The organism is Cupriavidus sp. GW823-FHT06D04 (genome assembly GCF_058795055.1).
On the sequence record NZ_JBXAHL010000027.1, the window covers coordinates 23,992 to 43,494 of the forward strand.

A 19,503-nucleotide genomic window follows, 5' to 3' on the forward strand; every position below is an offset into this window, starting at 1 on the left:
GGCGGATTGCTTCCCGAAGCCGGCATCGGTATGCTTCTGGGCGCGCACCTGGTGCGCGCCAACCGCATGGCCGGCATGGCCTGACGCTTGTCTACACACCACATGTCGGACAAATCCAGCGATCGCATCGCGTTGCCGCCGATTCCGGCCAAGCGCTACTTCACCATCGGTGAGGTGAGCGAGCTTTGCGCTGTCAAGCCGCACGTCCTGCGCTATTGGGAGCAGGAGTTCACGCAACTCAAGCCCGTCAAGCGCCGCGGCAACCGCCGCTACTACCAGCACCATGAAGTCCTGCTGATCCGCCGCATCCGCGAACTGCTCTACGAACAGGGCTTCACCATCAACGGGGCGCGCAACCGCCTCGATGAAGGCCGTCATCACAGTGGGGCAGCGGCAGCGCCTGAGGCCGCAGAGGTTGGCGAAGAAAACGCGGCGGCATTGTCGGTCGACATCAGCGGCCTGCGCAATGAACTGGTCGAAGTGCAGCACCTGCTCGCGCAACTGCGGGAGATCGCGAAGCACGGATAATTTCGACGTCAGGAGCTAGTCATACGAGAAATGCTTCTGTTATAATCTTTTGCTTCGGGGCGTAGCGCAGCCTGGTAGCGTACCTGCATGGGGTGCAGGTGGTCGGAGGTTCAAATCCTCTCGCCCCGACCAGACAGAAACCCGCTTGGTGAATAGCCAAGCGGGTTTTTTATTTTCCGCGTGGAAATGGCCGGCCGGTGCGGTAACGCTTTGATACAGCCGTCGCCGATGCCCGTTGCTATGCTCTGCCATCCTCCTGGCCGATTCCCCACTTATGTTCCGAAAGCTCTGTGTGGCTACCTTTGCGCTCCTCTGGCTGACGGCCGCGCCTGCCGCACGCGCCGATGACCGCGGCTACCCGAGCGCCTATCGTGGCGGCGAGTACAAAGAGAAATTCCGTAGCGGCCCTTGTGAAATCGAACGCGAACAGAAGCGCGATGGCGAATACAAGGAAGAGCGCAAATGCAAGGGTGGTCCGCGTGGCTATGAGCAGAAGCAGAAGTACCGCGACGGCCCTTGCCTGATCGAGCGCGAATGGAAGGACGACGGTGAATACGAAGAGAAGGTCGAATGCAAGCGTGGATGAGTGCATGACCTTTCGGTCCGCCAGCCGGGTGGCGTGGCTGGGCCGCAGCCCCATTGGCGGCTGCCCCCAATGCCGATTTCAGGCTTCGCGCATCATGCCAGCACGGCATGCTGCCTGATCGACTCCAGCTTCTTCTCGCCGATCTTCTCCTTTGCCATTTCGGTGTCGAAGTGCGTCTGCAGGTTCATCCAACTCTGGGGATCGGTGCCGAAGAACGCACCAAGGCGTACAGCGGTGTCCGCCGTTATGGCGCGGCCACCCTTCACAATTTCATTGATACGGCGAGGCGGTACGTCGATGGCCTTGGCCAGGGCGTACTGAGAAATGCCAAGCGGGTCGAGCCAGTCCAGTTGAAGGATTTCTCCCGGAGTGGCCAGGGGTACTTCGCGTGCCATGGAGGCCTCCTTTCAGTGGTAGTCGACGATCTCGACGTCAGTTGCATGGCCATTGGCGAAGCAAAAGCAGATTCGCCATTGGTCGTTGATACGGATGCTGTGCTGACCAGCCCGGTGCCCTTGCAGCGCTTCCAGCCTGTTACCCGGCGGGACTCGCAGAAAGCTGAGGTCGCCGGCCGCGTGCAACTGCTGGAGCTTGCGCATGGCAACAGATTCTATGTTGACGAACCGGGCGATCCGCGTGCCTGCGAAGAGCAGTGCCGTGTCGCGGCAGTTGAACGAAGTGATCATGGTCATATTAACGCGAAGCGTTAATAACGTAAAGCGTTATTACTGTTTCCCGTGCGGCCTTGCCGAGCGGTTCGATTCCGGGAGCCCGCTCCAGACCGGGAGTGATAGGCGAGCTCAAGATTATCTGTAGCCGCAGATATTGATCTGCATCCTGAGTGCCTGTTGGGCTATACGCGCTGCTCGGCCGTTTCCAGAAAAAGCGGCGAGATACCCGGGTTCTCCCATCATGGCCCGCTGGGGCCCTGGCTTAGAGTCGTGCCGCTGTACTTGCCAGCCCGCCCGCACCCCGCCGCGGCGGGCTGTTTTTTTGGGGGCTAGCGAGTCAGTCTGCGCAACAGCGTGTCATGTCCGCTTGCCAGGCCGGCAAGCGCTGTTGCGTCGGCCAGTTCGAAATCGCTGAAGCGGAAGGCCGGTGCCACGGTGCAGCCGACTAGGGCGAAGTCCACGCCATCACCCAGATCCAGGCGTTCGGCGGCAAACCATAGTCCGGCGGGCACCATTGCCTGGAAGGCCGCGCCGGGATGCCGCAGCGGGTCGCCCAGGCGCTGCGTGACGATGGTGCCGTCCACGATCCGGTGCACGTCCACGGGGGAGCCTGCGTGGTAGTGCCAGAGTTCGTCGGACCGGATGCGATGCCACGCGGAATAGTCGTTGCCGCACAGCATGTAGTGGATTGCGGTGCAGGCTTCGCGCGTGCGCCCGTCCTGGCAGACGACCTGTTCTTCGCCGCGATAGGTTTCGCGGTAGTAGCCGCCTTCCGGATGTGGCTGCAGGTCGAGCGAGCGGATCAGTTGGCGGGCGGTCGGACTGAGGTCTGGCATGTGGGCAAGGGGCGTGGCGCATCGGGGATGCGGAAGCCGTAGCTTAAAGCAGCGCGAAGCGTGCCTGGCCGGGGCCGACAAGGGCGGGGCGGCTGACCGGGTAGCGGTGACGGGTGCCCTGGGCGTCGAAGGACAGGAAATCCGGCGTCCAGCGCAGCGCCTGCAGCTGGCGTGGCTCGATGCCGTCGACGAGGATGGCGCCGGCGCCCACGCAGACACTGCCGCAGGGCAGGCGCAGGGATTCGCTGTCGTCGCCGAAGTAGTAGGCCTCGAGCAGGATGGAATCGGACTGGTACAAGGGCATGGGGCAGTATCCGGATACTGTATGGATGTACAGTATAGCCCTGGCCGGCGGTTCGGTCATCCCCCACGATTCTCATTTTCGTGCGCCGGCACACCCTGCGGCGCTGCGTCCTTGCCGCGTGGAAGTTGGTGGCAAGCGGTGTCGGCCTGGATTGGTATAACCTGAAAACGATGCCGGTCGCACAGCGTGGTCGTGGCAGGCCGGCAGGGTCGCTACGGGGGATGCCATGGCGAGGTGCGGGAGCAGGGCTTGCTGGTTTGGCTTGGGCGCGGTGCTGGGCGCGGCGGTGGGCAGTGCCTGCGCCATGCTGGTGCGCACCGCCGCGGAGCAGCGGGTGCTGCGCCAGCGCGATGCGCCGCTGGTGCCGTCCGATCCCGCGGCGGATCAGGCGCTGACCGATACCGCCACCGACGTGGTGGAGTACGGCGGCTTCGTGATCCACGTGTATTGCCACGCGCTGGGCATGGGGCGGTTCAAGGCCCTGTGCGATATCTGGGAGTCGGGCGCCGTGGTGCTGGAGGGCGGCGCGCCGCCGGCCACGCACGCGACGCCTGAAGACGCGCGGGCCGCGGCGATTTCGTGGGCGCGGCAATGGGTGCAGCACAATGGCTGAAGGCGCCGCCGCGCAATCATCGCCATGACAGGAGATGCCGATGCACGCCTGTGACCTGTGTCATCAGCTGGTGGGCGAACCGTCCAGCGTGCCGCCGCACGAGAACCTGGCTGCCTCGGGCATGGCTGCGATGAGCAACCGCTGCAAGGTCGACAGCCGCTGGCGCTGCACTGGCTGCGGCGCCTGGATGTATCAGAGCACGGCATTGGGTGAGCCGCCGAATATGTGGCGAATGGGCCCGCGGCCGGCCGACTGGCCTGATAATCACGGCTGAGCAGGCATGGCCGCGCCGCCACCAGGCGGTGCGGCCATGCCCGGTATCGCGCCCGGCTCAGGCTCTCGGGCGTCTGTTTCAAGGAGAATTCATGTTTGTTTGTGGGAACCAGGCTTGCGGGGCGCGCTGGGAGCCGAATGAGGTGCAGATCCGCAATGAAGGGCAGGGTCCCGTGTTCCGCTGCCCGCAATGCGGTGCACGCAATCACGTCCAGGCACGCACCGCGCGCGACGGCAGCACGGTCTACCGCCAGGTGGCGGCGAAGCCGGCACCGCGCTAGTCCGGACCGACGGCGGCACGCCATGTCACCCCACGCATGTGGGGTCAAATACACATGGCTGCTGCCTTAAGCTTGCTCAGGCGGGACCGTTATACACATCATGGACTTTGCCGACCTTCCTCAAGACTCTGCTTCCAATGCCGAACGCATGGGCTGGGCGAACGCTTCGCCGGAAGTGATCGCCAAGGTATTGAATTCAGCACTGGCAGCGCAGGATCTCTCAGGGTTTGCCGCGCTGCTGTCGGATATCGCGCGCGACCGTGGCCTCAAGGGCGAGCGTGCCGCGCACCAGTCGATCTACGACATGCCGTACGCCAGCCTGCTGCCCAGGCAGAAGCACCTGCTTTCCGATGCCTTCGATCTGCTGGTCCTGCTCGGGCTGGAACTGCGCCCGCGTGGTGCCGACGCAGGCTTCGGCGACGCTGCGGACATCGACACGGACGCAGAAGCAGACCAATAACCCCCGGCTGGACAGCGCCGCTCTATGCGCGTTCCAGCATACCGATTTCGCGCACCGCGACCGACAGCATCGACAGCCCAGCAGCCCCCGAGGCGCGCTGGTCGGCCAGCATGCGCGTAAAGCGTTCCAGCGCGCCATGACGGCTGGACCGCCACGCATCGATCATGGCTTCGGGCGTATCCAGTTCACCCGCCTGTGTCAGCACGCTGACGGTCAGTGCGCGCTTGAGCCGCCCCAGGTCTTCCAGCGTGGTGGTGCGTGCCAGCAGATCCCAGTGCGTGTCCGATGGCAGCGCCAGCGCGCGCTCGCGCAGCCAGCTGAAGCTCAGGTGGCTGTCCAGCGCGAAATAAACCCCCGCCACCAGGTCCAGGCTGCGTTCGCACGCGGTGGCCACTTCGGCGATATCGAGCGCGGCAGCGGAGATCTCGCTGCCGGCCACGCGCACGGCCAGCGCTTCGTCGACCCCCGCATCCGTCAAGGCGCGGGTGCGCTCTGACAGCGCCGTCGCATCGGCCGGTGGCAGCAGCCGCGGCAGTTGCGGTGCCAGCCATTGCGCTGCCTGGGCAAAGCGCGCCAGATCCTCGGCGGCCTTGCTGCCGCTACGCAGATAGCGGATGAACCACAGGCACGCGCGCTCCAGCAGCAGCGCCACGGCCCCGAACATGCGCGCCTGCTCGGCATCGGCCACACGGTTGTCCAGCGCATCGATCTCCTGCCACAGGGTGGTCAGGCCGAAGACATCGCGTGCGATCAGGCAGGCGCGCACGATATCGGCCGGGCGTGCGTCGGTCTCTTCCATGATCCGGTGCACGAAGGTGGCGCCGATGCGATTGACCAGCATATTGGTCAGGTGCGTCGACAGGATCTCGCGTCGCAGCGGGTGGCGCTGCATCGCGTCGGCGTAACGCTGGCGCAGCGGAACCGGGAAATAGTCCGACAGCAGTCCGGCAACCAGCGCGTCTTCCGGCACGTCGGAGGCCAGCAGTTCGTCGTACAGCCACATCTTGCTGTAGGCAAGCAGCACCGCACGTTCGGGCGATGCGAGGCCTTCATCGGCCAGCTTGCGCTCGGCGATTTCCTCCTCCGAAGGCAGGAACTCCAGCGGGCGGTTGAGCCGCCCGGCGCGCTCCAGCCAGCGCACCAGGCGCGCCTCGCCGTCGAGCAGCGCGGGGCTGCTGCGCCCGGCCACGGACAGTGCCTGGGTCTGGTAGTAGTTGTCCTGCAGCACCAGCAGGCCGACCTCGTCGGTCATCTCGGCCAGCAGCTTGTTGCGCTGCTTCTCGGTCATTTCGCCGTCGGCAACCACCAGTCCGAGCAGGATCTTGATATTGACCTCGTGGTCCGAGCAATCCACCCCGGCCGAGTTGTCGATGGCATCGGTGTTGATGCGCCCGCCGTTGCGCGCGAACTCGATGCGGCCCAGCTGGGTGAAGCCGAGGTTGCCGCCTTCGCCGACCACCTTGCAGCGCAGGTCGTTGCCATTGACGCGCACCGCGTCGTTGGTGCGGTCGCCGGCCTGCAGGTGGGTTTCCTGGCTGGACTTGACGTAGGTGCCGATGCCGCCGTTGTAGAGCAGGTCGACCGGCGCCATCAGGATGGCGTGGATCAGCTCGGCCGGCGACAGTGTGGCTGCCGTGACCCCCAGCACTGCCTGCACCTGCGGCGACAGCGGGATGGTCTTGGCGCTGCGCGGATAGATGCCGCCGCCGGCGGAGATCAGCGTGGCGTCGTAGTCGGCCCAGCTGGAGCGGGGCAGGCCGAACAGCCGCGTGCGTTCCTGCAGGCTCCTTGCCGTGTCCGGGTCGGGATCGAGGAAGATATGCCGGTGGTCGAAAGCCGCCACCAGCCGGATATGCGGCGACAGCAGCATGCCGTTGCCGAACACGTCGCCCGACATGTCGCCGATGCCGGCCACGGTGAAGTCCGTGGTCTGGATATCGACACCCATCTCGCGGAAATGCCGTTTGACCGATTCCCACGCACCGCGCGCGGTAATGCCCATCTTCTTGTGGTCATATCCGACCGAGCCCCCGGACGCAAAGGCATCGCCCAGCCAGAAGCCGTATTCGGCCGAGATCGCGTTGGCGAAATCGGAGAACGTCGCGGTGCCCTTGTCGGCTGCGACCACCAGGTAGGGGTCGTTGTCGTCGTGGCGCACCACCTCGGGAGGCGGCACCAGCTGGCCGCCGACGAGGTTGTCGGTCAGGTCCAGCAGCCCGCGCAGGAAGGTCTGGTAGCAGGCAATGCCCTCCTGCAGGAAAGCATCGCGGTCGGTGGGCGGGGGCGGGCGCTTGACCACGAAGCCGCCCTTGGAGCCCACGGGCACGATCACCGTGTTCTTGACCATCTGCGCCTTCATCAGTCCCAGCACTTCCGTGCGGAAGTCCTCGCGCCGGTCTGACCAGCGCAGTCCGCCGCGGGCCACGCGCCCGCCGCGCAGGTGCACGCCCTCAACGCGCGGCGAGTAGACCCAGATCTCGAACATCGGGCGCGGCTCGGGCAGGCCGGGGACCAGCGCGGGATTGAACTTGAACGACACATACGGGCGCGGCTGGCCTTCCTCGCCACGGTGGAAATAGTTGGTGCGCACGGTGGCGTTGATCACGCCCAGGAAGAGCCGCAGGATGCGGTCCTCGTCCAGGTTGGGCACCTTGTCCAGCGCCGCGCCGATATCGGCCAGCAGCTTGTCGCAGCGCGCCTGGCGAGCGGTGTCGGTGGCGACCTCGCTGAAGGTGTCGAAGCGCGCAACGAACAGGCCGACCAGCATGGCGGCAATGGCCGCGTTGCCGGTCAGTGCGCGCTCGATATAGGCGTCGCTGAAGGTCGAGCCGACCTGGCGCAGGTAGCGAGCATAGGCGCGCAGGATGGTGACGTCGCGCGCGGCCAGCTCGGCGCGCAGCACCAGGCGGTTGAAGTCGTCGTTCTCGATCTCGCCGTGCCAGGCGCGCGCGAAGGCATCCTCGAACAATGCCTTGACGCGCGCGATATCGAATTCCGCCGCGCCGCCGCTGTCCGCAATCTCCAGCCCGAAGTCGTGCACCCATACCGGCGTGCCGCTGTCGGGTTCGATCAGGTAGGGGCGCTCTTCATCCACGCGCACGCCCAGGTGCTCCAGCATGGGCAGGCTGTGCGACAGCGCGATCGGCTCGCCGGCACGGTACACCTTGAAGCGGAACACCCCCGGCGCGGCCTCGATCGGCCGGTACAGGTTCATCGCCATGCCGTTGCCGCGCAGCGCGTGCTCCATCAGCTCGATATCGCGCACCGCGGTGCGGGCCGGATAGTCCTCACGGTAGCCGGCGGGGAACGAGCCGCCATAGCGCTGCAGCAGCCGGTTGCCTTGCTCTTCGCCATGGCTTTCATGCAAGGCTTCGGCGAGATCGTCCTGCCAGCGGCGGCTGGCGTGCACGATGCGCGCCTCCAGCTCGCGCGTATCAACGTGCGGCATGGTGCCGGGCTCGCCGCGCACGGTCAGCTGGATGCGCGCCAGCGGCGACTCGGACAGCAGCGGCGTGAACTCGCAGCTGGTGCCGTGGAAGGCCGCGGTCAGCAGCTTCTGGATCTTCTGGCGCAGGTCGGTGTTGTACTTGTCGCGCGGCACGAACACCAGGCACGAGACAAAGCGGTCGAAGCGGTCGCGCCGTACAAAGAGCCGGGTGCGCTGGTGTTCCTGCAGCCGCAGGATGCCGGTGGTGATATCGAACAGTTCATCCTCGGTGGCCTGGAACAGTTCATCGCGCGGGTATTGCTCAAGGATGGTCACCATCGACTTGTACAGGTGCCCCTTGGCGAGGAAGCCCGCGCGCGCCAGGATATTGGCGCACTTGAGCCGCACCAGCGGGATTTCCGCGATCGGCGCCATGTAGGCAGTCGAGGTGTACAGGCCGACAAAGCGCCGCTCGCCGAACAGCTGCCCCTTGTCATCGAGCAGCTTGACGCCGACATAGTCGAGATAGCCCGGCCGGTGCACGGTGGCGCGCGAGTTGGCCTTGGTCAGGAAGATCGGCGAAGCCCCTTCGATGATCGCGGTGGCCGCGGCGGGCAGCAGCGTGAGGTCTTCGGTATCGGGCTCGCGCAGGCTTTCGCGCAGGATGCCCGCGCCCGAGCCCGGCACGCCCCGCAGGAAGTAGCGCCCGTCCTGCGACACCAGCTGGTAGTCACGCTGGCCGAGGAAGGTGAAGTGGTCATCCATCATCCAGTCCAGGAAGGCGCGCGCTTCGGCGCTTTCCGGCGCGGCCGCGTCGGGCGCCTGCGCCATGGCGCTGATGGTGGTCTGGGTGATGTCGCACATCTTCGGCCAGTCTTCCACCGCCGCGCGCACGTCGACCAGCACCTGCGCAATGCAGCTGCGTAGCGCCTCCAGCCGCGCGGCCTCGCCGCTGCGGTCGATCTCGAAGTGGATAAAGGACTCCAGGCGCGAGCTGTCCCCGGCTTCGCCGGCGCCGCCCTTGGCGATCCGCTCGATGCCGCCGCGCGCGTCGCGCCAGACCCGGAACACGGGATGGATCGCCGAGTGCAGCGCCAGTCCCTGCCGGTTGATCTCCACCGTCACCGAGTCGACCAGGAAGGGCATGTCGTCATTGACGATCTCGACCACGGTGTGGTCCGAGTGCCAGCCGTGCTCTTCCAGGTTGGGGTTGTAGACGCGGATGCGCGCATTGCCGGGCGTGAATTTCTGTGCGGTCTGCCAGTGCGCCATCACGGCGCCGTAGAGATCGTCGACGTCGTGCTGGAGCAAGTCTTCGGCGTCGGCCTGGTCGTAGTAGTGCAGCAGGAAGGGCTCGACCACGGCGAACATCGCCGCCGGCAGCCGCTCGCGCGCGAAGCTGGACAGTTCGTCCAGCAGGTGCGCGACCTTGTCTTCGTTCTCCTGCGGCATGATCCCTCCTCGCGGTGTCGATGGGCGGCCCGCAGCATGTGCCGGGGCATGCTCATACTTTAGGAAAAAACCGCATGCCCGGCGCAAGAAAAGTGGCGGGTATGAGGATGGCGCGTGAAGAAAAGGGTCGGCTCCCGCTGCTGCCCGCGGGACCGGCTTGCGCGGCGCTCAGAGGCGCGTGGCGGCGAGGGTGGGGCAGGTGGTGGGGCGGTGGGCGACCGGCGGCAGGCCGGGGCAATGCGGGGGCGCGGCAGCTGTCTCCTGCCGGGCGGCTTGGGTGCCCGCGCGAACCTGGCGCGTGGTGTGGTCGCTCAGCGTGGTCTTCATCCGCTCCAGCAGGGAGCCCAGCGCAACACGCTCTTGCGAACTGAACGCCGCCACTGACACGCTGTGCAGCGCGCTGAGGGCCTGCGCGGTGCGCTGCAGCCGGCTGGCTGCGCTATCTGCAATGCGGGGCGCCTGGGTGTCTGCGTACTCGATCCAGCCGTCGCGCTGCAGTTCATCCAGCATCGTCTCGGAACGCGCGACATCGATCGGCATCGGGCCGGTCAAGGGCGAGCCGCGCACGAAGGCATCCTGGCGGATGGCCCGCAACAGAAGCCACTGGGCGTAGTTCAGGCCAGAGGCGCACAGCGTCTGTTCCAACGCACTTTGCCAGGCGGTTACGGCATCAACCAGGGCAAGGACAACCGGCTCGCTGGGTTCGAGGGGTCTTGGCTGCATGAATGGCGTCTCCTGTTTTGGTTTGCCGCCACTGCGATGCGCTGGCATCCGTCGCACAGATACCAGGGGCCGGAGCATGGCCGGCCCGGGCGGCACGGACGCCGCAACCTCTCTGGCGGGGCACGGTCGACCGATGGGGCAGACACTACCAGAATCCTTTGCCGGCAATGTGACAGCGAGGGAATGCCCTGTGGCATCACAGGGACATAGTGGCCCGCACGTCTCCCAGCATTCTTTTAGCTATGAATAAAGCGACTGGATACTATGATTTTAAATCACAGCCAGAATGTATGCGGCTGGCTACACTGCCTGCCGGAGACCCCCGCCAACGAGCCTTCAGGCCAGCACGGGGCGCGCGGCGCGGGCACGGGCCCGGCCGCCAGACCGGAGATAAGGATGTACAAGGAACGCATTCGCCTGGCCAGGCTGCACGACAAGGTTGTCTCGGCCGACGAAGCCGCCGCGCTGATCCGCGACGGCATGACGGTAGGCATGAGCGGCTTCACGCGCGCGGGCGACTGCAAGGAAGTCCCGTTTGCGCTGGCGCGGCGGGCGGCAACCGAGCCACTGCGCATCACCCTGATGACCGGCGCCTCGCTGGGCAACGATATCGACCGGGTACTGGCAGAGGCCGACGTGATTGCGCGCCGCCTGCCGTTTCAGTCTGACGCCACGCTGCGCCGCAAGATCAACGCCGGCGAAGTGATGTTCATCGACCAGCACCTGTCCGAGACCGTGGAGCAACTGCGCTCCGGCCAGATCGCGCCGGTGGACGTTGCGGTGGTGGAAGCGGTGGCGATCACCGAGCAGGGCGGCATCATCCCCAGCACCTCGGTCGGCAACTCGGCCAGCTTCGCCATGCTGGCGCGCAAGGTGATCGTCGAGATCAACCTGAACATGCCGCTGGAGCTGGAAGGGCTGCACGACATCTACTTCCCGGTGCAGCGTCCCTACCGCCAGCCGATCCCGCTGATCGCGCCCGAGCAGCGCATTGGCCTGCCGTATATCCCCATCGATCCCGAGAAGATCGCGGCCATCGTCATCACCGCCAAGGACGACAGCCCGTCCAACGCGCTGCCGCCGGATGCCGATACGCGCAATATCGCCGGCCATCTCAACGATTTCCTGCTGCGCGAAGTCCGCGCCGGCAGGCTCTCGCCCTCGCTGCAGCCGCTGCAGGCGGGCATTGGCACCATTGCAAACGCGGTGTTGCACGGCATGGTCGATTCACCGTTCCGCGACCTGCAGATGTATTCCGAGGTGCTGCAGGACAGCACCATCGAACTTCTGGATGCGGGGCGCCTGGCGTTTGCCTCGGCCTCTTCGGTGACGCTGACGCGCGAGGTGTACCAGCGCTTCCTGTCGAACCTGGACCGCTATCGCTCGCGCCTGGTGCTGCGTCCGCAGGAGATCAGCAACCATCCGGAGATCCTGCGCCGGCTCGGGCTGATCACCATCAATACGGCGCTGGAGTGCGACATCTACGGCAACGTCAACTCCACGCATGTGGGGGGCACGCACATGATGAACGGCATCGGCGGCTCCGGGGATTTTGCGCGCAATGCGCACCTGTCGGTATTCGTGACCAAGTCGGTGGCCAAGGGCGGCGATATCTCCAGCATCGTGCCGATGGTGGCGCACGTGGACCATACCGAGCACGACGTCGACATCATCGTCACCGAGCACGGCCTGGCCGACTTGCGCGGCCTGGCGCCGCGCGAACGCGCGCGCACGCTCATCGCCAACTGTGCCGACCCGCAATACCGCGAGCTGCTGGGCGACTACTTCCGGCGCGCCAGCGCCCATGGTGGCCAGACCCCGCACCTGCTGGAAGAGGCGCTGTCCTGGCATGTCGGCTTCCGCGACCGCGGCACCATGCAGCCCGCGCATCCGGCCCAGGCGATGGCAGCCTGAGCGCTGCCTCCGCCAGAAAGCAAAACAGCCCGCGCAAGCGGGCTGTCTGCCTTGGTGCCGCCGGTTGGCGGCGGGGCAGGCTTACTGCGCCTTGCCGCCCTGGCTGGCGGGTGCCTTGGCGCCGTCGGTATACGGATCAGCCTTGCCGGCCTTGGCGCCGTCGGTGTACGGATCGAACTTGCCGGCCTTGGCGCCATCCGTGTTCGGATCGAACTTCTTGCCCGAGTTGGTCAGGTCCGACTTGGTCGATTGCTTGGCGCCATCGGTGTACGGGTCGAACTTGCCGGACTTGGCCGGGTTCTGGTTCGGGCTGGCTTTCTTGGTGTGGCTGCCACCGTAGAGATCGCCGCCGTCAGTGTAGTTCTTCTGCGCATAGACCTGCGTCGCGCCCAGCGCGGCCAGTGCTGCAACGATCAGGGTCGAAACGGTCTTCTTCAGCATCTTGCTTATCCTCGCGATTGACGGTCGCGCAGCGCCTGCGCGAATCCGGTTTTAGGGCCGAGCTTGGCCGGTGACGGCCGGGCACATATGGCGGAACACCCGGTAAATGTACCGAGTCAGCGCTTGTCCGCAAAGTGAAAATTTCTTTTACAAGTATTGAACACCCATGGCGTTGCCTGCGTACTGCGCCGGATCAAATGCAACGCTCTTTAGATAGATGTGGGTGCCCCATGGCCCATTTTCAACGGCCAGCCATAAAAAAACGGCTGCCAGGTGGCAGCCGGTCATGACCCTCGCGGGACGGTTTCGCCGTCCGGTTATTCCAGTGTGATGTTCTGGTCGCGTGCGATCTTCTTGCGCAGGTCCAGTTCGCGCTTGATTTGGGCGGCGTACTGCGCCGGGGTGTTGCCGTCGGTGTAGGCACCGCTGTCGGCCAGGCGGCGCTTGACGTTCGGGTCCTGCAGCGCCTTGACCGCGGCATCATGCACGCGCGTGATGATTGCCGCCGGCGTGCCGGCCGGGGCCACCAGGCCGTACCAGGCCATGTTGTTCATGTCCTTCATGCCGGCTTCGGCAAAGGTCGGCACGTCAGGCAGGCCCTCGACCCGCTTGGGCGCCGCCACTGCCAGCGCGCGCAGCTTGCCGGCCTGGATATGCGGCATCGACGACGGCAGGTTGTCGAACTGCGCGTTGACCTGGCCGGCCAGCGTGTCATTCAGCGCAGGGCCCGATCCGCGGTAGGGGATATGGACCATGTCGGTCTTGGTGATGTCCTTGAACAGCTCGCCGTCCAGATGCGAAATGCTGCCCTTGCCGGCCGAGGCGTAGCTGTACTTGCCGGGGTTGGCCTTCAGCATCGCGACGAATTCCTTCAGGGTCTTGGCCGGCACCTTCGGATTGACCGTCAGCACGTTCGGCACGTTGACCAGGTTGGTGATCGGCGCGAAGTCCTTGAGCGGGTCGTACGGGTTCTTGGGGTTGGTGGCGGGGTTGGTCGCCATCGTGCTGACGGTGGCGATGCCCAGCGTGTAGCCGTCCGGGGCGGACTTGGCGAGCGCGTCGGCGCCGATCGCGCCGCCGCCGCCGCCGCGGTTTTCCACCACCACCGGCTGTCCCAGCTCGCGGCCGAGGCCGTCGGAGACCGCGCGCGCGACGATGTCGGTGGTGCCGCCGGCCGCGAACGGAACGATCAGGCGGATCGGCTTGTTGGGGTAGGACTGGGCCTGGGCCAGGCCGGCGTGGGCCAGGCCAAGGGCGGCGATGCAGGTGGCTGCGCCGGCGTTGATAACTGCTTTCAAGGAGTGCCTCCGTTCTTCTTTCACTGATTTGCCAGGCGGGCTGCAGGCGTTTCTTCGGGCGCGACCTTTCGTCTGCGCCCCGCGCTGTCACGGATCCCCGCGCTGGCATGACCAGGCCGTGCCGGGATGCGGCGACGGCCGGCACCTTGCGATAGTTCCGCGATACGGAACCATGTTCCACAATGTGCGCGGATGCGATTCAACCGGGAAAGCGGGCGCAGGGGAATTGGTGAGAACCCGCGTATCAAGAAAGCGGCAGCCATGCCGACCGCGCGCAGAAGCCGGGCGGCGGAAATGAAAAAAGCCGGAAGCAACGCTTCCGGCTTTTCCTGAATTCGCTGGTGGGGCGTGAGTGACTCGAACACTCGACCTACGGATTAAGAGTCCGCTGCTCTACCAACTGAGCTAACGCCCCAACGAAGAAAAAGATTGTAGCAAGGTATCGGATAAGACGCAATAGCCTTCGCGCAATTTCTGCGAGCCAGGCTGCACTGGCCGCTACAATGCCAGGCCACCGCGCGCATCCCGCGCGGTGGTTCCGATCCACCAGCTTGCCCAGCCCATGCATGCCAGAGTCCTGCGCTATCTCGACGAGGTCGTCCGCCGCGGTTCGATCCGCAAGGCGGCCGAGCACCTGCATGTGGCGCCGACCGCGGTCAACCGCCAGATCCTGGATCTGGAGGCGGAACTGGGCGCGCCGCTGTTCGAGCGCATCAACAAGCGGCTGCGGCTGACGCCGCTGGGCGAGATGGTGCTGGCCCACGTGCGCCAGACGCTGCGCGAGCACGACGCGCTGCGCGAGCGCATCGAGGACTTCAAAGGCGCGCGCCGCGGCGAGGTCACCGTGGCGGTCACGGCCGGCCTGGCGGGCTCGCTGATGCCGTCGCTGGTGCATGACTTCCGCCAGCGCTATCCGGGCATCGTGGTGCGCGTCGCCGACCTGCCGGTGGCCGACATTATCGCGGCGGTGGAGCAGGGCGACGCCGACCTGGGCCTTGGCTATGACCTGCCTGAGCTGCCTGCCTTCCGCGCGCTGGCCACCAGCGACTGGCAGATCGGCGCGGTGGTGCCGCCGGGCCATGCGCTGGCGGCCCGGCAATCGGCGCTGCTGAGCGAATGCGTCGGCTATCCGCTGATCCTGCCGGCGCCCTCGCTATCGATCCGCGCCATCCTTGACGCGGCCTTTGCCCGCAATGCAATCGAGGTCTCGCCGGTGGCGGAGTCCACCTCGACCGCGCTGATCCGGCAACTGGTGATGCTGGGCACCGGCATCGCGCTGCTGAACCCGCTCGATGTGATGGAAGAGCGCGCCCGCCAGGCGCTGGTCTATGTGCCGCTGCGCGACCGCCACCTGCAGGGCCAGACGCTGACACTGGTGGCGCGCGCCCGTGGCCCGCTCAGCGCCGCAGCCGAGCTGATGGCCGAGCGCATCGGCGACGCGCTGGCGGTGTTGTTCGCGCAGGCGCGCTGAGCAACAGGGTGCCGCAGGTGTCCACTTTTTGTGGACAGGTTGATCGGAATTCTGCGCTTGGGGGATGGCACCTCGCCGCCGTAGACTGGCGGCCATCCAGTCCCCCAATTCGCTTTGCAGAAGGAATTCCGCCATGACCCTGATTGCCCTGAACGCCGACGTGCTGGTCACCATGGACGCGCAACGCCGCGAGATCCGCGACGGCGCCCTGGTTGCCGAAGGCCCCGCCGTGCAGTGGGTCGGCCCCACCTCGGAACTGCCGCCGCAGTACCGGCGCATGGTCGATGACGGCAGCGCGCAGGTGCTCGACATGCGCGGCCGCGTGGTCACGCCCGGGCTGGTCAACACCCACCACCACATGTACCAGTGCCTGACGCGCGCGGTGCCGGCGGCGCAGGATGCCGAGCTGTTCTCGTGGCTGACCAACCTGTACATGCTGTGGTCGCACCTGACGCCGGAAATGATCGCGGTGTCGACCAAGACCGCGATAGCCGAGTTGATGCTGTCGGGCTGCACCACCACCAGCGACCACCTCTACCTGTTCCCGAACGGCTCGCGCCTGGATGACTCGATTGCCGCGGCGCAGGAGATGGGCATGCGCTTCCACGCCGCGCGCGGCTCGATGAGCGTGGGCCGCAGCAAGGGCGGCCTGCCGCCGGATGTGGTGGTGGAAGAGGAAGCCGCCATCCTGCGCGACAGCCAGCGGCTGGTGGAGCAGTACCACGACAGTGCGCGCCACGCGATGCTGCGCGTGGTGCTGGCGCCGTGCTCGCCGTTTTCGGTGTCGCGCGACCTGATGCGCGAGTCGGCCAACATGGCGCGGCACTATGGCGTGTCGCTGCACACGCACCTTGCCGAGAACGACAACGACATTGCCTACTCGCGTGAGAGATTCGGCCTGACGCCGGCCCAGTATGCCGAGGACCTGGGCTGGGTCGGCCACGATGTGTGGCATGCGCACTGCGTCAAGCTGGACGACGAGGGCATCGCACTGTTTGCCCGCACCGGGACCGGCGTGGCGCATTGTCCGTGCTCGAACATGCGGCTGGCGTCCGGCATTGCGCCGGTGCGCGCCATGCGCGATGCCGGCGTGCCGGTGGGCCTGGGCGTGGACGGCAGCGCCTCGAACGACGGCGCGCATATGCTGGGCGAGGCGCGCCAGGCCATGCTGCTGCAGCGCGTTGGCTACGGGCCGGCCGCAATGAGCGCGCGCGAGGCGCTGGAGATTGCCACGCTGGGTGGCGCGCGCGTGCTCAACCGCGACGATATCGGCGCGCTGGCGCCGGGCATGTCGGCGGATTTTGTCGCCTTCGACATGTCGCAGGTCGGCTTTGCCGGCGCTGGCCATGACCCGGTGGCGGCGCTGGTGTTCTGCACGCCGGCCAACGTCGCGGCGAGCGTGATCAACGGCAGGGAAGTGGTGCGCGACGGTGCACTGCTGACGGCCGACCTGCCCAACGTACTGCTGCGTCATCGCGCGCTGGCGCGTACGCTGTTCGAGCGGGCCAGCCAGGGCGCCTGATGCAGGGACCGCCGTGGCGTGGGCATGTGCCTGTGCCACAGCAGATTAGCCAATCAAGCAAGCGCACAAAGCAAAAGGCCGGAAGCATTGCTGCTTCCGGCCTTTCTGTATTCGGTGGTGGGGCGTGAGTGACTCGAACACTCGACCTACGGATTAAGAGTCCGCTGCTCTACCAACTGAGCTAACGCCCCAACGAAGAACGAGATTCTAGCATGATTTTCGGCGCTGTCAAATGTTTGATGCACTTGCCGGAACACCCCCCGTCGTTGTGACCGGGAGCCACACATACGCGCGGATGGAACTCAAAGACGGCCGCGATGGTCTTCGCAATGAGCGCATTCGCATGGGCTCTATCCATACGATTTTGCCGGAGCCATGTTAGGATGTTTCTCCACTTGCATATGGAGGGCTGCACCGATGGAAATCAAATTCCAAGAGCAAGAGCGCTACGACATCAATAATGAAGGCTTGCTGTTCCAGGCACTTGTCAATGGCGAGAAGGTGACTTGCGTGGTGACACGCGAAGCACTGTGGGAAGGCTTCAGTGCCGACCAGGTACTGTCGCTGGAAGAGGCATTCCGTGCCGGTCGCGAAACCATCGAACGCGCCGCCGTGGTGCTGATCGAGCAGGGCGCGCCCCAGCCAATCGTCGTCAAGCGCGCCCACGTGGCGCCGATCTGATGCGGATGGATGCCCCGGCCAGCCCCCGGCATGCCGCGGGCGCCCATCTGTTGTCAGGTTCCCAGACGTAGGGCCGTCCGGCCTTGCGTGCCAAGCCGGCAACGCCGGCACAGGCAATCTCCCGGTTTTCCCGTTTCAGTTTCCTGGTTTTCCTGCAGCCGTATTGTGGCTTGAACGCTGGTGTGCGGCCGCCGCTCATGCCGACGCGCCGGTGCTTCAGTTCATTGTGCTGCCGGGGCCGCGGCGCCAGGCCGTGACGCGCACTCTTCAAAGATCCGCACGGTGCATTGCGCGCAGATGTCCGGCGAAAGCTGCTCGACGATCGTGTGCAGCGCCTGCCGCTTGGTCGGGAAGATATGGTCGGCCCCGAGCTTGTCGGTAAAGCCGGTCTGCGCCCAGGTCTGCAGCACCTGCGTGCGCGGGCGGTGGAAGTACAGATCGCCGCCCAGCGCGCGCCGTTCGGCGAGCTCGTTTTCCCACATCTCGGCACCGGCCAGGTCGATGAAGTTCATGCTCTTGGTCATCGCCAGCAGGTGCGTCTGGCCGGCGTTGACCGTGCGCAACCAGTGCAGGCGATCCGTCACGTACTGCACGGCGCCGAAGTAGATCGCGCCTTCCATGCGCAGCAGTTTCAGTTGCGGGCATTCCGGCTGCGGGCGGCGCAGTTCGTCCAGCGGCGTGAAGCGCCGGCCGGGATCGTCGGCGTCGGGCACCAGGCTGCGCACGGCAGGCCGCGACGTGCGGTACAGGTAGGCCACCAGCGACAGCACGGTGCCGAGCAGCACCGCCATCTCCAGCCGGATCACCAGCGTGGCGGCGAAGGTGCCGATGGAAATGGCGAATTCCGTGCGGCTGAGCGTGAAGATGCGGCGCAGCCGCGCGGTGTCGAGCAGGCCCCACGCCACCAGCAGCAGCATCGCGGCGATCGCCGCCATCGGGATCTGTGCCAGCAGCGGGGAGCTGACGGCCACCAGCGCCACCAGCCACAGCGCCGAGAACACGCTGGCCAGCGGCGTGCGCGCGCCGGCTTCGAAGTTCGGCACCGAGCGGTTGAGCGAGCCGCACGAGATATAGCCAGAGAAGAAGCCGCCCGCGATATTGGACAGACCCTGGCCAATGAACTCGCGGTTGGCGTCGATATGCTGGCCCGAGCGCAGCGCCACCGCCTTGGCGATCGAGATCGACTGGCCCAGCGCGACGATGGTCAGCGCCGAGGCAATGCCAAGCAGGTCGGGCAGCTTGCGCCAGTCGACATCGGGAAGGTGGAAGCGCGGCAGCGCCGACGGGATCGGCCCGACCACGTTGACATGGTGGGCGCCACCCGCGCCGGACTGGTTCAGCAGCAGCGCCACGCCATAGCCGGCCAGCAGCCCCAGCAACATGAACGGCAGCCGCCGCCACAGCCGCTTGCACAGCAGCGTCACCACCAGCGTGACCGCGCCTACGGTGGCCGCGCCCCAGTTGATGGTGTCGATGTTCTCGAACAGGTGGCGCAGCACGCCGAACGCACTGGTGCCGGTCGGCACCGCCAGCCCGAACAGGTCCTTGAGCGCATACAGGCCGATCAGCGTCGCGGCGCCGCAGGTGAAGCCGAGCAGCACCGACGGCGAGATAAAGTTGGCCAGCGTGCCGAGCCGCAACGTCCCCACGGCGAGCTGGATCACGCCCACCACGATGGTGACCGCCAGCGCCAGCCCGATATAGGCCGGGCTGCCGGCAAACGCAAGCGGGCTCAGCATCGCGAACAATGCCAGCGAATTGGCGTTGGTCGGCCCCGACATCACGTGCCAGCTCGAACCGAACAGCGCCGCCACGATGCACGGCACCACCGCGCTGTAGATGCCGTATTGCGGCGGCAGGCCGGCCAGCGTGGCGAAGGCCACGCCCTGCGGCAGCACCAGCACGGCGCCGAGCAGGCCGGCCACCAGGTCGGCGCGCAGCGTGGTCTTGTCGACGCGCTGGCTCCATGGGAACAGGCGCGGCAGGAGTGATCCGGGATGGGACGCGGGCATTGGCAATGAA

19 protein-coding genes and 3 tRNA genes are annotated in these 19,503 nt (G+C 66.1%); 11 read left to right on the top strand and 11 right to left on the bottom strand.

Annotated elements, in window-relative coordinates; all coding sequences use genetic code 11:
* Positions 1-102: 102 nt before the first annotated feature.
* From AC1Q7H_RS26935 to AC1Q7H_RS26945, 3 genes are all read left to right on the top strand, one after another.
* Positions 103-528 carry a MerR family transcriptional regulator gene (locus tag AC1Q7H_RS26935; RefSeq protein WP_013956331.1) on the top strand — a complete coding sequence of 142 codons (426 nt, stop codon included), beginning with the start codon at positions 103-105 and terminating at the stop codon, positions 526-528.
* A 55-nt stretch (positions 529-583) separates the two neighbouring features.
* Positions 584-660, top strand: a tRNA-Pro gene (locus tag AC1Q7H_RS26940).
* Positions 661-820: 160 nt separating this feature from the next.
* Positions 821-1,114, top strand: coding sequence for a hypothetical protein (locus tag AC1Q7H_RS26945; RefSeq protein ID WP_238553062.1), 294 nt, complete (start codon positions 821-823; stop codon positions 1,112-1,114).
* Between the two features lie 92 nt (positions 1,115-1,206).
* Here the strand turns inward: AC1Q7H_RS26945 and AC1Q7H_RS26950 are convergent, their stop codons facing one another.
* From AC1Q7H_RS26950 to AC1Q7H_RS26965, 4 genes are all read right to left on the bottom strand, one after another.
* Positions 1,207-1,509, bottom strand: a complete 303-nt coding sequence (locus AC1Q7H_RS26950) for a HigA family addiction module antitoxin (RefSeq protein WP_013956365.1) — start codon at positions 1,507-1,509, stop codon at positions 1,207-1,209.
* Between the two features lie 12 nt (positions 1,510-1,521).
* The gene (locus AC1Q7H_RS26955; RefSeq protein ID WP_041228359.1) at positions 1,522-1,800 is read right to left on the bottom strand and encodes a type II toxin-antitoxin system RelE/ParE family toxin; all 279 of its coding nucleotides are present in this window, start codon (positions 1,798-1,800) and stop codon (positions 1,522-1,524) included.
* 314 nt (positions 1,801-2,114) lie between these two features.
* Positions 2,115-2,621, bottom strand: coding sequence for a cupin domain-containing protein (locus AC1Q7H_RS26960; RefSeq protein ID WP_492381910.1), 507 nt, complete (start codon positions 2,619-2,621; stop codon positions 2,115-2,117).
* Positions 2,622-2,664: 43 nt separating this feature from the next.
* Positions 2,665-2,925, bottom strand: coding sequence for a hypothetical protein (locus AC1Q7H_RS26965; protein WP_035817461.1), 261 nt, complete (start codon positions 2,923-2,925; stop codon positions 2,665-2,667).
* 271 nt (positions 2,926-3,196) lie between these two features.
* On the opposite strand from AC1Q7H_RS26965, the gene AC1Q7H_RS26970 reads away from it, so the two are divergent.
* The 4 genes from AC1Q7H_RS26970 to AC1Q7H_RS26985 all read left to right on the top strand — a co-directional run bounded on the left by AC1Q7H_RS26970 (position 3,197) and on the right by AC1Q7H_RS26985 (position 4,552).
* Positions 3,197-3,538 carry a DUF6566 family protein gene (locus tag AC1Q7H_RS26970; protein ID WP_235205703.1) on the top strand — a complete coding sequence of 114 codons (342 nt, stop codon included), beginning with the start codon at positions 3,197-3,199 and terminating at the stop codon, positions 3,536-3,538.
* A gap of 40 nt (positions 3,539-3,578) precedes the next feature.
* A complete protein-coding gene (locus AC1Q7H_RS26975; protein ID WP_035817458.1) occupies positions 3,579-3,812 on the top strand; it encodes a hypothetical protein in 234 nt (77 codons plus the stop codon).
* A 91-nt stretch (positions 3,813-3,903) separates the two neighbouring features.
* A complete protein-coding gene (locus tag AC1Q7H_RS26980; RefSeq protein WP_018310329.1) occupies positions 3,904-4,092 on the top strand; it encodes a hypothetical protein in 189 nt (62 codons plus the stop codon).
* A 100-nt stretch (positions 4,093-4,192) separates the two neighbouring features.
* Positions 4,193-4,552: a hypothetical protein gene (locus AC1Q7H_RS26985; RefSeq protein WP_013956372.1), complete on the top strand. Its 360-nt coding sequence runs from the start codon at positions 4,193-4,195 to the stop codon at positions 4,550-4,552.
* A 22-nt stretch (positions 4,553-4,574) separates the two neighbouring features.
* Here AC1Q7H_RS26985 and AC1Q7H_RS26990 read toward each other — a convergent pair whose 3' ends face one another.
* Both AC1Q7H_RS26990 and AC1Q7H_RS26995 read right to left on the bottom strand, forming a co-directional pair.
* Entirely contained in the window at positions 4,575-9,431 is a 4,857-nt protein-coding gene (locus tag AC1Q7H_RS26990; protein WP_211980963.1) for an NAD-glutamate dehydrogenase, read from the bottom strand.
* A gap of 168 nt (positions 9,432-9,599) precedes the next feature.
* Entirely contained in the window at positions 9,600-10,154 is a 555-nt protein-coding gene (locus AC1Q7H_RS26995) for a MarR family transcriptional regulator (protein WP_153955930.1), read from the bottom strand.
* Between the two features lie 396 nt (positions 10,155-10,550).
* Between AC1Q7H_RS26995 and scpC the strand changes: the two genes are divergently transcribed.
* Positions 10,551-12,068 (top strand): succinyl-CoA:acetate CoA-transferase ScpC, encoded by a 1,518-nt coding sequence (gene scpC / locus AC1Q7H_RS27000; protein ID WP_013956375.1) that lies wholly within the window; start codon positions 10,551-10,553, stop codon positions 12,066-12,068.
* A gap of 81 nt (positions 12,069-12,149) precedes the next feature.
* Here scpC and AC1Q7H_RS27005 read toward each other — a convergent pair whose 3' ends face one another.
* From AC1Q7H_RS27005 to AC1Q7H_RS27015, 3 genes are all read right to left on the bottom strand, one after another.
* Positions 12,150-12,509, bottom strand: coding sequence for a hypothetical protein (locus AC1Q7H_RS27005; protein WP_114130423.1), 360 nt, complete (start codon positions 12,507-12,509; stop codon positions 12,150-12,152).
* Between the two features lie 317 nt (positions 12,510-12,826).
* Positions 12,827-13,807, bottom strand: coding sequence for a Bug family tripartite tricarboxylate transporter substrate binding protein (locus tag AC1Q7H_RS27010; RefSeq protein ID WP_013956378.1), 981 nt, complete (start codon positions 13,805-13,807; stop codon positions 12,827-12,829).
* A 339-nt stretch (positions 13,808-14,146) separates the two neighbouring features.
* Positions 14,147-14,222, bottom strand: a tRNA-Lys gene (locus tag AC1Q7H_RS27015).
* Between the two features lie 147 nt (positions 14,223-14,369).
* Here AC1Q7H_RS27015 and AC1Q7H_RS27020 point away from each other — a divergent pair.
* Complete coding sequence (locus AC1Q7H_RS27020) at positions 14,370-15,278, top strand: LysR family transcriptional regulator (RefSeq protein WP_153955931.1); 909 nt, start codon at positions 14,370-14,372, stop codon at positions 15,276-15,278.
* Positions 15,279-15,411: 133 nt separating this feature from the next.
* Positions 15,412-16,800, top strand: coding sequence for an 8-oxoguanine deaminase (locus AC1Q7H_RS27025; RefSeq protein ID WP_211980964.1), 1,389 nt, complete (start codon positions 15,412-15,414; stop codon positions 16,798-16,800).
* Between the two features lie 115 nt (positions 16,801-16,915).
* Here AC1Q7H_RS27025 and AC1Q7H_RS27030 read toward each other — a convergent pair.
* Positions 16,916-16,991 (bottom strand) — tRNA-Lys (locus tag AC1Q7H_RS27030).
* A gap of 226 nt (positions 16,992-17,217) precedes the next feature.
* Between AC1Q7H_RS27030 and AC1Q7H_RS27035 the strand changes: the two genes are divergently transcribed.
* A complete protein-coding gene (locus tag AC1Q7H_RS27035) occupies positions 17,218-17,481 on the top strand; it encodes a DUF1488 family protein (RefSeq protein WP_010813081.1) in 264 nt (87 codons plus the stop codon).
* Positions 17,482-17,702: 221 nt separating this feature from the next.
* Here AC1Q7H_RS27035 and AC1Q7H_RS27040 read toward each other — a convergent pair whose 3' ends face one another.
* Complete coding sequence (locus AC1Q7H_RS27040) at positions 17,703-19,493, bottom strand: SulP family inorganic anion transporter (protein WP_013956382.1); 1,791 nt, start codon at positions 19,491-19,493, stop codon at positions 17,703-17,705.
* Positions 19,494-19,503: the final 10 nt, after the last annotated feature.

What these genes read in the sequence shown, in the direction of transcription:
- AC1Q7H_RS27035 (WP_010813081.1), top strand. Translation starts at nt 17,218, where the DNA reads ATGGAAATCAAATTCCAAGAGCAAGAGCGCTACGACATCAATAATGAA.
- AC1Q7H_RS26955 (WP_041228359.1), bottom strand. Translation starts at nt 1,800, where the DNA reads ATGATCACTTCGTTCAACTGCCGCGACACGGCACTGCTCTTCGCAGGC.
- AC1Q7H_RS26950 (WP_013956365.1), bottom strand. Translation starts at nt 1,509, where the DNA reads ATGGCACGCGAAGTACCCCTGGCCACTCCGGGAGAAATCCTTCAACTG.
- AC1Q7H_RS26975 (WP_035817458.1), top strand. Translation starts at nt 3,579, where the DNA reads ATGCACGCCTGTGACCTGTGTCATCAGCTGGTGGGCGAACCGTCCAGC.
- AC1Q7H_RS26990 (WP_211980963.1), bottom strand. Translation starts at nt 9,431, where the DNA reads ATGCCGCAGGAGAACGAAGACAAGGTCGCGCACCTGCTGGACGAACTG.
- AC1Q7H_RS26935 (WP_013956331.1), top strand. Translation starts at nt 103, where the DNA reads ATGTCGGACAAATCCAGCGATCGCATCGCGTTGCCGCCGATTCCGGCC.
- AC1Q7H_RS26985 (WP_013956372.1), top strand. Translation starts at nt 4,193, where the DNA reads ATGGACTTTGCCGACCTTCCTCAAGACTCTGCTTCCAATGCCGAACGC.
- AC1Q7H_RS27020 (WP_153955931.1), top strand. Translation starts at nt 14,370, where the DNA reads ATGCATGCCAGAGTCCTGCGCTATCTCGACGAGGTCGTCCGCCGCGGT.
- scpC (WP_013956375.1), top strand. Translation starts at nt 10,551, where the DNA reads ATGTACAAGGAACGCATTCGCCTGGCCAGGCTGCACGACAAGGTTGTC.
- AC1Q7H_RS27005 (WP_114130423.1), bottom strand. Translation starts at nt 12,509, where the DNA reads ATGCTGAAGAAGACCGTTTCGACCCTGATCGTTGCAGCACTGGCCGCG.
- AC1Q7H_RS27025 (WP_211980964.1), top strand. Translation starts at nt 15,412, where the DNA reads ATGACCCTGATTGCCCTGAACGCCGACGTGCTGGTCACCATGGACGCG.
- AC1Q7H_RS26980 (WP_018310329.1), top strand. Translation starts at nt 3,904, where the DNA reads ATGTTTGTTTGTGGGAACCAGGCTTGCGGGGCGCGCTGGGAGCCGAAT.
- AC1Q7H_RS26960 (WP_492381910.1), bottom strand. Translation starts at nt 2,621, where the DNA reads ATGCCAGACCTCAGTCCGACCGCCCGCCAACTGATCCGCTCGCTCGAC.
- AC1Q7H_RS26995 (WP_153955930.1), bottom strand. Translation starts at nt 10,154, where the DNA reads ATGCAGCCAAGACCCCTCGAACCCAGCGAGCCGGTTGTCCTTGCCCTG.
- AC1Q7H_RS27040 (WP_013956382.1), bottom strand. Translation starts at nt 19,493, where the DNA reads ATGCCCGCGTCCCATCCCGGATCACTCCTGCCGCGCCTGTTCCCATGG.
- AC1Q7H_RS26965 (WP_035817461.1), bottom strand. Translation starts at nt 2,925, where the DNA reads ATGCCCTTGTACCAGTCCGATTCCATCCTGCTCGAGGCCTACTACTTC.